The sequence below is a fragment of the Pantoea sp. YR525 genome (assembly GCF_900116775.1).
In the GTDB taxonomy this organism is placed as follows: Bacteria; Pseudomonadota; Gammaproteobacteria; order Enterobacterales; family Enterobacteriaceae; genus Pantoea; species Pantoea symbiotica.
On sequence record NZ_FPBU01000004.1, the window covers coordinates 163,680 to 177,280 of the forward strand.

A 13,601-nucleotide genomic window follows, 5' to 3' on the forward strand; every position below is an offset into this window, starting at 1 on the left:
GTAACGGCGAGTTCGATCTCGTCACATCAGGTTACTTTTAACAGATAAAACCCTTTCTCTTTACCTTTCCCTAAATAACCCGCGCTAAGCTGGCGAATTATTAAACGGCTTTACCGCTTGCTCAACCTGGTTTTCATTCCCTGCGTGATAATGAGTCCTGTAACCCTTAACGGAAGACAACAGGAGCATCACATGAAGAGACGTTATGCCGTTCTGACTGCTGCACTGCTTGCCACCGCAAGTTTCTCGACGCTGGCAGCCCAGCCCGTAAGCGCCACACAAGCGCAAAACCTGCAAAGCGCGGGCACCGTTTCCATCAGCGGCGTACGCGGTACGCTGGATGATGCAACGCGCCATCTGTCGCAAAAAGCGCAGGAGGAAGGAGCCAGCGGCTATCGCGTTATTGGTGTACAAACTCCAGGCGATTCCAGCCTGTGGAGCGGCACCGCAGAGATTTACCGTTAATTCCCTCCAGTAGTATCCCTGTAGTAGTAGTTATCCCTGTAGCCATCCCTTTTACCGGTCAGCCCTCTGACCGGTTTTTTTGTGCACCGCGACGGATTATTACAATTCATCTTGTGCAGCCTGGCGGTATTTTTTGCTTCGTTCTTGCAGAACGGGTAGGATTCATCGCCGTAAATTCCCACCCCGCCACGCGACATCGTTCCGCCGCGTGACACCGGGTTTTTACCCCATTTCGCACCGCCATACGCAATCGTTTGGTTCAGCGGTGATTGATGGTCAGGACAAACAGGATAGCTATGAAATCAACTAAAAAAACCGCAGCCGAACAACGCGCTGCGAAAAGACGCTGGCTCAACTCGCATGACAGCGGTTACCACAAAGCAATGGGTAATCGTCAGGTACAAATGATCGCCATCGGCGGTGCAATCGGTACCGGTCTGTTCCTCGGTGCTGGCGCGCGCCTGCAAATGGCCGGTCCTGCACTGGCGCTGGTTTATCTGGTGTGCGGTATCTTCTCCTTCTTTATCCTCCGTGCGTTGGGCGAACTGGTATTACACCGTCCTTCCAGCGGTAGCTTTGTTTCTTATGCACGTGAATTCCTTGGGGAAAAAGCGTCTTACGTTGCGGGCTGGATGTACTTCGTTAACTGGGCGATGACCGGTATCGTCGATATCACCGCCGTCGCGCTTTACATGCACTATTGGGGCGCGTTTGGCGATGTGCCGCAGTGGGTGTTTGCGCTCGGCGCGCTGGCGATTGTCGGCACCATGAACATGATTGGCGTGAAGTGGTTCGCCGAGATGGAGTTCTGGTTCGCGCTGGTGAAAGTGCTGGCGATTGTGGCGTTCCTGATTGTGGGAACGATATTCCTGGGCAGCGGTAAGCCGCTCGACGGCAACACCACAGGATTCCACTTGATCACCGATAACGGCGGCTTCTTCCCGCACGGTTTGCTGCCAGCGCTGGTGTTGGTGCAGGGCGTAGTATTCGCCTTCGCCTCGATTGAGCTGGTGGGAACTGCAGCAGGCGAATGTAAAGATCCCAAAACCATGCTGCCGAAAGCCATCAACAGCGTGATCTGGCGTATCGGCCTGTTCTACGTCGGTTCCGTGGTGCTGCTGGTGCTGCTGCTGCCGTGGAACGCCTATCAGGCGGGGCAAAGCCCGTTCGTGACCTTCTTCTCTAAACTTGGTGTGCCTTACATCGGTAGCGTGATGAACATCGTGGTGCTGAGCGCCGCGCTGTCGAGCCTCAACTCGGGGCTTTATTCTACCGGTCGTATCCTGCGTTCGATGTCGATGGGCGGTTCTGCACCGCAGTTCATGTCGAAGATGAGCAAACAGCAGGTGCCGTATGCCGGTATTTTAGTGACCATCGGTGTATACATATTTGGTGTGGTACTCAACTACTACGTGCCTTCTCAGGTATTTGAAATCGTTCTGAACTTTGCTTCGCTCGGCATCATTTCGTCGTGGGGCTTTATCGTGGTGTGTCAGATGCGTCTGCGCAAAGCGATTAAAGAAGGCAAGGCAGACGATGTCAGCTTCAAACTGCCGTGGGCGCCGTTTACTTCATGGTTGACGCTGCTATTCCTGGCGAGCGTGCTGGTGTTGATGGCGTTTGACTATCCAAACGGCACCTACACCATAGCCTCAATTCCGTTAATTGCCGTGATTCTGGTGCTGGGCTGGTTTGGCGTGCGCAAACGCGTGCATGCTGAAGCGCAGAAAGAGCATGAACATCATGCTGAGAATCACGATACGCTGGCGGAAGATTCACCGCGCTAATCACAGCGATTCTCATCTGCGGGGGCCTTTTGGCCCCCCGTTTTTATTTCAATTCCCCTTCACTTGATCCCACGTCGGGATTTACCCCTTTGGGGTGATATAGCCCTCATTAGCGTCAGGTTATTTTACGCACCATCTCTCTTTCCCCCGTTTAAGGTGAACCGATGGCGCTGTCGCGACGTGAACTCTTTACCGGGCAGCGCGTAGCGTCTGCTGACGGCATCGCTTTGCCGTGGTGGCGTGGAGAGAACGGTTGTGATGGTTGCGGTAAATGCGCGGCGGCCTGCGAAACCCACATCATCCGTCTCGCTGCCGGTGAAGTACCGCATCTCGATTTTCTGCAGGGCGAATGCACGTTCTGCGCCGCCTGCGTAGACGTTTGCCCGCAGCCGCTGTTCTACGCGCGTGAAACCGAACCGTTTCCGCAACGCATTCGCATCGACAACCGCTGCATCACCTTTCTTGGCGTGAATTGCCGCAGCTGTCAGGAGAGTTGCGAACAGCAAGCCATCCGTTTCCATTTGATGCCAAACGGCATCGCACAGCCTGAAACCCTTCCGCAGCATTGTACCGGTTGCGGCGCCTGCATCGCGCCTTGCCCGGTCTCAGCCACAGGATTACATCATGAACCATGAACACAGTTGGCACGTCTGCGGCCTGGTGATTCAGGCGCGCCCGGCGTCGATTCCCGCCGTGAAAAGTGCGCTGTTGGCCTTTGACGATTGCGATATCGCTGCTGAAGACGCCGCGCGCGGCACGCTGGCGGTGACGCTGGGTGCGGCAGATAGCGCCGCGCTGCTGCGCAATATTGAAGAGAGTCGCAACATCGCTGGCGTGTTGGCGGTATCGCTGGTGTATCACCAGCAAGACGAAATTGAAGAACCTTGTAAGGAAGCATCATGAGTATAAGTCGTCGTGATTTTATGAAGGCCAATGCGGCGGCGGCTGCTGCCACGGCTGCAGGACTCACCATTCCTACCGTGACCAAAGCCGCGACCTCGCTGGCTGCGCCGATTCGCTGGGAAAAAGCGCCGTGCCGATTCTGCGGCACCGGCTGTGGCGTGCTGGTCGGCACCCAGGATGGCCGAGTAGTGGCTTCGCAGGGCGATCCGCAGGCAGAAGTGAACCGCGGTCTGAACTGTATCAAAGGCTACTTCCTGCCGAAGATCATGTATGGAAAAGATCGTCTGACCCAGCCGCTGCTGCGCATGACCGACGGCAAATATGCCAAAGAGGGCGAGTTCACGCCGGTCAGTTGGGATCAAGCCTTCGACATCATGGAAGAGAAGTTCAAAGCGGCGCTGAAAGCCAACGGCCCGGATTCGGTCGGCATGTTCGGTTCCGGTCAGTGGACGGTCTGGGAAGGTTATGCGGCCTCCAAGCTGATGAAAGCCGGTTTCCGCACCAACAACCTCGATCCCAATGCGCGTCACTGCATGGCTTCGGCGGTGGTCGGCTTTATGCGCACCTTCGGCATGGATGAGCCGATGGGCTGCTACGATGACATCGAGCAGGCCGACGCCTTTGTGCTGTGGGGCTCGAACATGGCGGAGATGCACCCGATTCTCTGGTCACGTATCACCGCGCGTCGTCTCAGCAATGACAACGTCAAAGTGGCGGTGCTTTCCACCTATCGTCATCGCAGCTTTGAGCTGGCCGATAACGCGATAGTGTTCACGCCGCAGAGCGATTTGGTGATCCTCAACTTCATCGCCAACTACATTATTCAGAACAATAAGGTCGATAAAACCTTCCTGCAGAACCACGTGACGCTGCGTAAAGGCGTGACTGACATCGGTTACGGCTTGCGTCCCACCGATCCGCGTCAGGCTGCGGCGAAGAACCCGGACAGCGGCGAATCCACGCCAATGAGCTTCGACGAGTTTGCGAAGTTTGTTTCCGAGTACACGGTGGAAAAAACCAGCGAAATGAGCGGCGTGGAGAAAGATCAGCTGAACGCCCTCGCCGAACTGTATGCCGACCCGAAAGTGAACGTGGTGTCGTACTGGACCATGGGCTTCAACCAGCATACGCGCGGCGTGTGGGCCAATAACCTGTGCTACAACCTGCACTTGTTGACCGGCAAAATCTCGCGTCCGGGCACCGGTCCGTTCTCGCTCACCGGTCAGCCGTCGGCGTGCGGCACGGCGCGTGAAGTCGGTACTTTTGCCCACCGTTTACCGGCGGATATGGTGGTCAACAATGATAAACACCGCGCTACCGCCGAGAAGCTGTGGAAGCTGCCGCAGGGCACGGTGCCAGCCAAAATTGGTTTGCACGCCGTGGCGCAGGATCGCGCGTTGAAAGATGGCAAGCTCAACGCCTATTGGGTGATGTGTAACAATAATATGCAGGCCGGTCCGAACCTGACGCAGGAGCGTATGCCGGGCTGGCGCGATGAGCGCAACTTCATCGTGGTTTCCGATCCCTATCCCACCGTCAGCGCCTTGTCGGCTGACCTGATTCTGCCTACCGCGATGTGGGTGGAGAAAGAGGGCGCTTACGGCAACGCTGAACGTCGCACCCAGTTCTGGCATCAGCAGGTCAAAGCGCCAGGCGATGCGAAATCCGATCTGTGGCAGCTGGTGAACTTCTCCAAACGTTTCAAAGTGGCTGAAGTGTGGCCGGAAGCGCTGCTGGCGCAGAATCCTGAGCTGCGCGACAAAACGCTGTTTGATGTGCTTTATGCCAACGGCCAGGTCAATCAATTCCCGCTGAGTGAAGTGGCAGATGACCAGCTGAATGATGAAGCGCGCGAGTTTGGCTTCTACATCCAGAAAGGCTTGTTCGAGGAGTACGCCAGCTTTGGTCGCGGTCACGGCCACGATCTCGCGCCGTTCGATGTTTACCATCAGGCGCGCGGTCTGCGCTGGCCGGTTGTCGATGGCAAAGAGACGCGCTGGCGCTATCGCGAAGGTTACGACAGCTACGTTAAAGCCGGTGAAGGCGTGCGTTTCTACGGCAAGCCGGATGGCAAAGCCACCATTTTCGCGCTGCCCTACGAAGCGCCAGCGGAATCGCCGGATGAAGAGTACGACCTGTGGTTCTGTACCGGTCGCGTACTGGAACACTGGCATACCGGCACCATGACGCGTCGCGTGCCGGAACTGCACCGCGCGGTGCCGCAGGCGCTACTCTATATACATCCGCTGGATGCCAAAGAGCGCAATTTCCGTCGCGGCGAGAAAGTTCGCGTGGTATCGCGTCGTGGCGAAACCCTTGCCACCGTGGAAACGCGCGGTCGCAATCAGCCGCCTAAAGGTCTGGTATTTATGCCGTTCTTTGATGCGGGCGTGCTGGCCAACAACGTCACGCTGGACGCCACCGATCCGCTGTCGAAGCAGACCGATTACAAAAAATGCGCCGTCAAGCTGGTTAAAATTTAAGGCAGGATGCAATGAAACCCTTAATCACACTCGTTACTTTGGCCGCCCTGATGCTGGGCGGCACGGTTTACGCCAATAACGGCGTCGATCTCAACCAGTCACCGGAAGTGACGGCCACGCAGCAGGGCACTATTCATCAGCCTAAAGAGCAGAGCCGCAAGCCGTTGAACTACGTGAATCAGCCGCCGGTGATCCCGCACAGCGTGGATGGCTATCAGGTGACGAAAAACGTTAACCGTTGCCTGCAGTGTCACGGCACGCAGAGCTATCTCACCACCGGCGCGCCGCGCGTCAGCCCAACGCACTTCACCGATCGCGATGGTCTGGTGAGCAGCACCGTGTCGCCGCGCCGCTACTTCTGCCTGCAGTGTCACGTACCGCAAACCGATGCCAAACCGGTGGTGGAAAACACCTTCAAACCGGCTGACGGCTTCGGTAAGTGAGGAAATGATGAAAGAGAAACTTCTGCGCATCTGGCGCTGGTGGCGACGTCCAAGTCGTCTGGCGCTCGGCACCTTGCTGATTCTGGGCTTTGCTGGCGGGATTATTTTCTGGGGCGGATTCAACACCGCGATGGAGATGACCAACCGCGAGCAGTTCTGTATCGGCTGCCATGAAATGCGCAATAACGTCTATCAGGAATATATGCAGACGGTGCACTACAATAACCGCAGCGGCGTGCGCGCCACCTGTCCGGATTGTCACGTGCCGCACGAGTGGGGCCCGAAAATGCTGCGTAAGATCCAGGCGAGCAAAGAGGTGTATGCCAAGATTTTCGGCATCATTGATACGCCGCAAAAGTTTGAGGATCACCGCATTGAGCTGGCGCAAAACGAGTGGCGCAGGATGAAAAACAACAATTCGCAGGAGTGTCGTAACTGCCACAACTTCGATTATATGGATTTCACCGCGCAGAAAACCGTGGCCGCGAAGATGCATAGCAAAGCGATTGAGGAAGGGAAAACCTGTATCGATTGCCACAAAGGCATCGCGCACCATCTGCCGGATATGAAAGACCAGCCAAACGGCTTTTGAACCGGTTGCCATAAATGGCAACCCTACGTTCGAGCGTGTTTCCCCCGTAGGGTCGCCATTTATGGCGACCTCCTTTTTATACCTCCTCCATCCTCACAATTCAGATAGTTTTCCCCGCCGCTTCGGCCTATTATCTCAGGCTCCCTCAATTTAGCAGTGGAGCGGTTATGTCGTTAAAGATCAACATCATCAAAGACAAGTTGCTGTCAGAAAACTGGTTTGTGCTGCGCAACTTCACCTACGAACTCACCCGCAACAATGGCGAAGTCGTGCGTCACAAGCGCGAAGTTTACGATCGCGGTAACGGCGCCACCATCCTGCTGTATAACACTGAAAAAAATAGCGTTCTGCTGGTGCGTCAGTTCCGCATTGCCACTTATGTGAATGGCAACGAAAGCGGCGAGCTGATTGAGACCTGCGCGGGGCTACTGGATGACGACACGCCGGAAGAGTGCATTCGCAAAGAAGCAATTGAAGAGACCGGCTATCAGGTGGGCAAGGTGGAGAAACTCTACGAAGTCTATATGTCGCCGGGCGGCGTCACCGAATTGATCCACTTCTTCGCCGCGCAATACAGCGATGCGCAGCGCGCCAACAATGGCGGTGGTGTTGAGGATGAAGAGATTACCGTACTGGAGCTGAGTTTCCCGGAAGCGCTGGCGATGGTAAAAGATGGCCGTATTCGTGACGGTAAAGCCATTATGTTGTTGCAGCATGCCCAGATCGCCGGGTGGTTGAAGCCGTAATTTGGCCAGGTCGCCATAAATGGCGACCCTACAACACCCGTAGGGGCGGCATTCATGCCGACCTTGTCCATTACCGCACAGGATTATACCAACTCACCCAACGCTTCCGGCACGCACTCGGGATACGCCTGCAAACGCGCCAGCGCTTCGGCGTAAGAGGGCATCGAATGTGCCGCACCGGATCGCTCCACGCACAGCGAAGCATAAGCCGAAGCAAACAGCGCCGCCTGTGGCAATTCATCGCCCGAAGCCAGCCGCGCCGCCAGTGCGCCGTTAAATGCATCACCCGCGCCGGTGGTATCCAGTGGCTGAGCCGGGAACAGCGGAATACGCAGCGGCGGCTGTTCGGCTACTGAAAGCAACGCGCCGGAAACCCCCAAGGTAATAATCACCTGACGCGCGCCTTTGCGGTGCAGTTTTTCTGCCGCTTGCTGCGCGCTGGCGAAGTCGGTGACCTTCACGCCGGTCAGCTGCATCGCTTCGGTGCTGTTCGGCGTCAACAAGTCCACTTTCGCCAGCAGCGCATCAGTGACTTTCTGCCACGGCGCGGGATTCATAATCACAAAGGTGCCGCCAGCGCGCGCGTTGTCGATCATGCGCTGAATGGCGCTGAGATTATTCTCCAGCTGCACCAGCAAAATATCGGCGGCTGCAACGGTGGGTTGGCAGCGCGTCACTTCGGCGGCAGTTACCGTGGTGTTCGCGCCGGGATAGACCGAAATCATGTTCTCGGCATCGTCACCGGCAACGTAAATCAGCGCATTGCCGGTCGGTTTCTCCTTGCAGGTGAACAAGGTAATGGCATCGAAACCGGTCTTTTCCAGATGACGACGCGCAAACATGCCGAAGTCATCATTACCAATCTTTCCGATATAGTGCACGCGCGCTCCGGCACGCAGCGCAGCCGTGGCTTGGTTGGCGCCTTTGCCGCCCGGTCCCATCATGCTGGTATGGGCGGTGAGCGATTCGCCCGGCATCGGAAAACGGTTCATCACCGCGACCACGTCGAGGTTGAACGAGCCAAACACACACACTTTTCCTTTCATCATGCACTCCTGAACAGACGTTCGGCGGCTAAACAGGCACCGCGACAACCGGTGTGATCGGTGGATTGGCTAAACACGATCTTCAAACCGTCGCGCGTGGCGGGTGGACGAAGATGCTGCTGGATCTGGCTGCGTAACGGCGCCAGCGGGAAGTCCGCCATCGCCAGCACGCCGCCGCCGAGAATCAGGTATTCCGGATCGAGAATGTTCATCTCGGTGGCAATCAACTGCGCCAGGCGCTGCACAAAAGCCTGTAGCTCCGGATGCTCGCGATGCTGGGTAAACAGCACCGACATATTGGTTTCCGGCACGTTGGCGCTCGCCCAGCGGCTCAGCCAGTGGCCGGAAGTGACGGTTTCCGCACAGCCACGATTGCCACACGGGCAGGGCAGATCGTTGCCGGCAACGGGCACATGACCAAGCTCACCTGCGCCACCGTGCTGACCATGATAAAACTGGCCGTTGATCCACAAACTGTTGCCCATGCCGGTGCCAGGATACAAACCCACCGCGCTGTCCGGCAGCTGCTCCAGCTGCAGCAAATCCCACAGCATCAGATGGTTAACATCTTTATCCATCGCTACCGGCACGCCAAGACGTTCGGTGAGCAGCGCGGCAACCGGTTGTTGATCCAGCGCCTGGATAAACGGCAGCGAAATCACCTGCTGGCGGTCGCGGCTGAGAATGCCGGGTAATCCGAGCATCACGCCGCTCACCGGCTGCTGCTCCAGCGTTTCACGGATTAACTCGCCCAACGCGCTAAGCGCATCAGGTTGCTGCGCCCAGCTGGCCGTCGGCACTTTACGGAAGCTCGACCAAACGCGGCCTGCTTCCATCAGCTGCAGACGTGTGCCGGTGCCGCCAATGTCGATACCGAGCCAGCATTTTTTCATGCGGATACCTGCGCCAATCCCTGAGCCTCATCGATGCTTTCGCGCATCATATTCCAGGCGGTTTCCAGATCGTCGTGAATATTGAATAAACCGGAGGTGCCAACAATCAGCACTTCTGCGCCCGCGCCAACCAGCGTGTTGTATGTGCGGGTGTTGCAGGAACCGTCGATCTCAATCAGGTATTTATAACCGTTGGCCTGCTTCAGCGCTTTCAGCTCCTGTACCTTCTGCACCATTTCCGGAATAAACGGTTGCCCGGCGTAGCCCGGATCCACCGTCATCACGGTGATCTTATCCACCAGATGAATGTAGTGATGGATAAAGGAGACCGGCGTCGCGGGGTTGAGCACCACGCCAACTTTCTTGCCGAAGCTGCGGATCATATTGATCACGCGGAACGCATCGCGGTTGATGGTTTCGGCGTGCGGGCAGATGTAATCCGCACCCGCTTTGGCAATCACTTCAATGAAATCGGTGGGCTGCTCGACCATCAAATGCACATCCAGCGCCACTTTGGTAAACGGGCGAATCTGCTCAATAAAGAACGGCGACAGCGTGATATTTTTCACGTAGTGACCATCCATGATATCGATATGCAGGAAGTCGGCGCGGGAGTCCAGCACGGCGAGCTGGTGCTTGATCTCCATCAGATTCATACACATCAACGACGGGGAGACTTGAATACGCATCATACTTCCTTTTTTTCGGTCAAAGGGTTAAGCGCCGCAGCCAGCTTGCTGAGTTTGACGGCACGATGTTCGTTAAAGCGGGTTTTAAATTGTTTGAAGGCCAGCACCACAATCAGCACCGCGCCCCACATCGCCAGGCTGACGTGCTGGCTGATATTCATCAGGTTGAAGCCGGTGGAGAGCACTTGCAGCGCGATCAGCGCCAGCACCACGCCAGTCACGCGACCAAAGCCGCCGTTGGGATCGGTACCGCCAAGGATGATCGCCAGCACCGTCAGCAGCAGATACGCATCGCCGTAACCCATACGCGCCGAGTTGAAGCGCGCCATCATGATCAATCCGGCCAACACGCACAGCAGGCTGGAGATGACGTACACCAGAATCACCATGCGATGGGTATTGATGCCGCTAAACCAGGTGGCGTTGATGTTGCTGCCGCCCATGTAGATGCATTTACCGGCGCGGGTTTTGCCGAGGAACAGCGCCAGCAGCGCGGCAGCAATCAGGAACACCCACAGCGGCAGCGGAACGCCAAGCAACGTGTTAGAACCGAGCGCCTGCACCACCGACGGCATGCCGCTGACCGCCGCACCTTTGGTCAGCCAGATGCCGATACCGTTGAGCGTCATCATGGTCGCCAGCGTCACCAGAATTGGGTGCGCACCGATGCGCGTCACCATCACGCCGGTTATCACGCCAATCAGCGCCGCAATCAGCATCGCGCCGATGATGGCGATGAACAGCCACAACAGTTGCATGCCGGTTCCCGCATCGGCGGGCAGGGCGCGCATCAGCGTCCAGGCGATAAACAGCGCGGTCAGATTGGCGGTGGCGATGATCGCCAGATTCAGTCCGCCGCTGAGAATGGCGATAAACATCGCCAGCGTCAGCAGACCGAGTTCGGGCAGCTGGAACGCCATGCTCATAAAGGTCGAATCAGTGAGAAAGCGGCCCGGCAACATGACGGTGAAGATCGCCAGCGCCAGCGCAATGAGCAGCATCAGGCCGATATTGGTGCCGTCCGGACGCAGAGCAGAGAGTGATTTCATGTGAATGCGCCTTCCGTTAGACGAAACTGACATCAGTTTCTTTACGTTTTTTGTAGTGAGTCACGGCGATGGCCACCATGATCACGCCGCCCACCACGATGTTCATGAAGTAGTTGGAGACGCCAATCAGGTTGAGGCCGTTCTTCAGGATGGCGATGAGGAACACGCCCATTAAGGTGCCGCTCACCGTGCCTTTGCCGCCCATCAGGCTGGCACCGCCCAGCACCGTGGCTGCCAGCACATCCAGCTCGCCGCCGACCAGCGCATTCGGCACCACTTCACCCATGCGATAGACCTGCACTAAGCCGCCAATCGCCGCCATCGCACCCAGCCAGCCGTAAGCGAAGATGTGAATCAGACCCACACGAATACCAATGCGGCGCGCTGATTCCGCATCGCCACCCACCGCATACAGCTGGCGGCCAAGATTGGTTTTGTTCAGCAGCAGCGCGGTGAGTCCGGCAATCACCAGCATGGTCACCAGCGGCAATCCAATCTGGAAGCTGTTGCCTTGCCAGCTGAATGGCAGCACGCTGCGCAGCGTGATCCACCAGTCCGGCAGCGAATAGAGGCTTTTGCCACCGGTCACCCACATCAGCAGACCGAACAGCAGCGACTGCATGCTGATGGTGATGATGATCGACACCACGCGCAGCGAGGTAATCAGCAGGGCGTTGATTACGCCAAACAGCGTGCCGCACACCACCGCCAGCAGAATACTGAGCAGGGCGTTATCAAACTGGAACTGCACAAACAGCGAGGCGATCAGGTATTGCACCACCGACGCCACCGCAGCAAAGGAGATATCGATGCCGCCTGTCACCAGCACCACAAACAGGCCGAGGGCGAAGATGCCGGTCACGGCGTAGCTTTCGGCCAGATCCAGCAGGTTTTGCACCGTCAGGAACTGGTCGCTGGCGGCAGAGAAAAACACAATGAACGCCAGCAAAACCCAGGCAAGCCAGCCCTGGCTGGAGCTCGGACGTAAACGAGAAAAATCAGGCATTGATCACCTCCGCCAGCTGCTGTTGCTCAACGGTATCGGGTTGGTATTCGGCATGAACGGTGCCATCACGGAAGTGCAGGATGCGGTCGCAGTTGTACCAAACCTCGGGCACTTCGTCGGAAATCAGGATGATCGACAAACCTTCCTTCGCCAGCAGATGAATCAGCTGATAGATGCTGGCTTTAGCGCCGACATCCACGCCAACCGTTGGCGAATCGAGGATCAGGATGCGCGGCTGGGTCAGCACCCATTTCGCCAGCACGATTTTCTGCTGGTTGCCGCCGGAAAGCGTAGAGATCGCCAGATTGGGATCGGCGACGCGCACGCCAAGCTGCTGAATCCACTGCAGGATCAGCTTGTTCTTGCGGTATTCGTCAATCAGGTGGAAACGGTTTTGCAGTTTGTCGAGGATCGGCAGCACCATGTTGTCGGCCACCGATTGCTGCTGCACCAAACCCAGCGTTAAGCGATCTTCAGAGACATATCCAATGCCCGCTTTGATCGCGTCTTCGTGTCCACGGAAGCGCACCGGTTTGCTGTCGAGCCAGATCTTGCCGCTGTCCGGTTTGGTCATGCCAAACAGCGACAGCGCCAGTTCGGTGCGGCCAGAGCCCAGCAGGCCGCACAGGCCCAGCACTTCGCCCTGATAGAGTTTGAAATTAACGTCGTGATATTGTCCGGCGCGCGTCAGTTTTTCGACTTCGAGGATCAGGCGGTCGTCATTGCGCGTCGGCGTTTTTAACTGGTAGTCGAGTTTCAGGCCGGTCATCAGTTCGGTCAGATGGTGCGGCGTCATCTCTTTGGCGGGCCAGCAGCCCATTTTGCGGCCGTCGCGAATCACCGTCACGCGATCCGAAATCTCCAGCACTTCATCCAGGCGATGGCTGACAAACACCACGCAGATGTTTTTGTCTTTCAGGTAACGCACGGTGCGCAGCAGCTGATTTACCTCGGTGCGCGTCAGCGACGCCGTTGGTTCATCCATGATCACCAGCCGCGCATCGGCGACCAGCGCACGGCAAATCGCTACCTGCTGGCGGGCGGCAATCGACAGCGCTGCCACTTTCTCATCGAGGTCGAGGTCAAATTTCAGTTCATCAATGATGCGCTGCGCCGATTCACGCAGTTTGGCTTTGCGGTGCCAGCCGAGCAGGCTACTCAGGTTGTGCTCGAAGGCGATGTTTTCCGCCACGCTGAGATTAGGGAACAGCGACAGATCCTGATAGATCACCTGGATGCCGAAGTCACGCGCCTGACGTGTGGTCAGACGCGGGAAGCTTGGGCCTTCGCCAAGCGTGATGCGGCTGCCGCTATCCGGGGCATGCACCCCGGAAATGACTTTGATTAAGGTGCTCTTGCCACAGCCGTTGGTGCCAGCGAGACAGTGCACTTCGCCAGCCAGTAAGGTCAGCGAGATATCGCTCAGTGCGCGGTTGCCACCAAATGTTTTCGACAGGTTGTCGAGCGCAATCAGCGTCTGTGGGATCACCTCTTTCATC

At 57.0% G+C, this 13,601-nt stretch carries 14 protein-coding genes; 8 read left to right on the plus strand and 6 right to left on the minus strand.

Annotation, left to right across the window (positions count from 1 at the left end; all coding sequences use genetic code 11):
- The first annotated feature begins 192 nt into the window (after positions 1 to 192).
- The 8 genes from BM323_RS09620 (at position 193) to nudK (ending at position 7,419) form a co-directional block, all read left to right on the plus strand.
- Positions 193 to 465, plus strand: a complete 273-nt coding sequence (locus tag BM323_RS09620) for a YdgH/BhsA/McbA-like domain containing protein (RefSeq protein ID WP_008107875.1) — start codon at positions 193 to 195, stop codon at positions 463 to 465.
- A gap of 296 nt (positions 466 to 761) precedes the next feature.
- A complete protein-coding gene (ansP, locus tag BM323_RS09625; RefSeq protein WP_008107869.1) occupies positions 762 to 2,252 on the plus strand; it encodes an L-asparagine permease in 1,491 nt (496 codons plus the stop codon).
- Between the two features lie 164 nt (positions 2,253 to 2,416).
- Positions 2,417 to 2,887, plus strand: coding sequence for a ferredoxin-type protein NapF (napF, locus tag BM323_RS09630; protein WP_008107867.1), 471 nt, complete (start codon positions 2,417 to 2,419; stop codon positions 2,885 to 2,887).
- Positions 2,877 to 3,155, plus strand: a complete 279-nt coding sequence (locus BM323_RS09635; protein WP_008107865.1) for a chaperone NapD — start codon at positions 2,877 to 2,879, stop codon at positions 3,153 to 3,155. Before napF ends, BM323_RS09635 begins: the two co-directional genes overlap by 11 nt.
- Positions 3,152 to 5,638 carry a nitrate reductase catalytic subunit NapA gene (gene napA / locus BM323_RS09640; RefSeq protein WP_008107862.1) on the plus strand — a complete coding sequence of 829 codons (2,487 nt, stop codon included), beginning with the start codon at positions 3,152 to 3,154 and terminating at the stop codon, positions 5,636 to 5,638. The genes BM323_RS09635 and napA overlap by 4 nt, the downstream gene beginning before the upstream one ends.
- An 11-nt stretch (positions 5,639 to 5,649) precedes the next feature.
- Entirely contained in the window at positions 5,650 to 6,081 is a 432-nt protein-coding gene (napB, locus tag BM323_RS09645) for a nitrate reductase cytochrome c-type subunit (RefSeq protein ID WP_007890846.1), read from the plus strand.
- Between the two features lie 7 nt (positions 6,082 to 6,088).
- Complete coding sequence (napC, locus tag BM323_RS09650) at positions 6,089 to 6,673, plus strand: cytochrome c-type protein NapC (protein ID WP_008107860.1); 585 nt, start codon at positions 6,089 to 6,091, stop codon at positions 6,671 to 6,673.
- A 167-nt stretch (positions 6,674 to 6,840) separates the two neighbouring features.
- Positions 6,841 to 7,419, plus strand: coding sequence for a GDP-mannose pyrophosphatase NudK (gene nudK, locus BM323_RS09655; RefSeq protein WP_008107859.1), 579 nt, complete (start codon positions 6,841 to 6,843; stop codon positions 7,417 to 7,419).
- Positions 7,420 to 7,502: 83 nt separating this feature from the next.
- Here the strand turns inward: nudK and BM323_RS09660 are convergent, their stop codons facing one another.
- The 6 genes from BM323_RS09660 to BM323_RS09685 are packed head-to-tail and all read right to left on the minus strand — an operon-like array spanning position 7,503 to position 13,600.
- Positions 7,503 to 8,465, minus strand: a complete 963-nt coding sequence (locus BM323_RS09660) for a ribokinase (protein ID WP_008107858.1) — start codon at positions 8,463 to 8,465, stop codon at positions 7,503 to 7,505.
- Positions 8,465 to 9,358 carry an allose kinase gene (gene alsK, locus BM323_RS09665; protein ID WP_008107857.1) on the minus strand — a complete coding sequence of 298 codons (894 nt, stop codon included), beginning with the start codon at positions 9,356 to 9,358 and terminating at the stop codon, positions 8,465 to 8,467. The genes BM323_RS09660 and alsK overlap by 1 nt, the downstream gene beginning before the upstream one ends.
- Positions 9,355 to 10,047 carry a D-allulose 6-phosphate 3-epimerase gene (gene alsE / locus BM323_RS09670; protein WP_008107856.1) on the minus strand — a complete coding sequence of 231 codons (693 nt, stop codon included), beginning with the start codon at positions 10,045 to 10,047 and terminating at the stop codon, positions 9,355 to 9,357. The genes alsK and alsE overlap by 4 nt, the downstream gene beginning before the upstream one ends.
- Positions 10,047 to 11,096 (minus strand): ABC transporter permease, encoded by a 1,050-nt coding sequence (locus BM323_RS09675; protein ID WP_008107855.1) that lies wholly within the window; start codon positions 11,094 to 11,096, stop codon positions 10,047 to 10,049. The genes alsE and BM323_RS09675 overlap by 1 nt, the downstream gene beginning before the upstream one ends.
- A gap of 16 nt (positions 11,097 to 11,112) precedes the next feature.
- Complete coding sequence (locus tag BM323_RS09680) at positions 11,113 to 12,102, minus strand: ABC transporter permease (RefSeq protein WP_008107854.1); 990 nt, start codon at positions 12,100 to 12,102, stop codon at positions 11,113 to 11,115.
- Positions 12,095 to 13,600, minus strand: coding sequence for a sugar ABC transporter ATP-binding protein (locus tag BM323_RS09685; RefSeq protein WP_036649324.1), 1,506 nt, complete (start codon positions 13,598 to 13,600; stop codon positions 12,095 to 12,097). The genes BM323_RS09680 and BM323_RS09685 overlap by 8 nt, the downstream gene beginning before the upstream one ends.
- Position 13,601 lies beyond the last annotated feature (1 nt).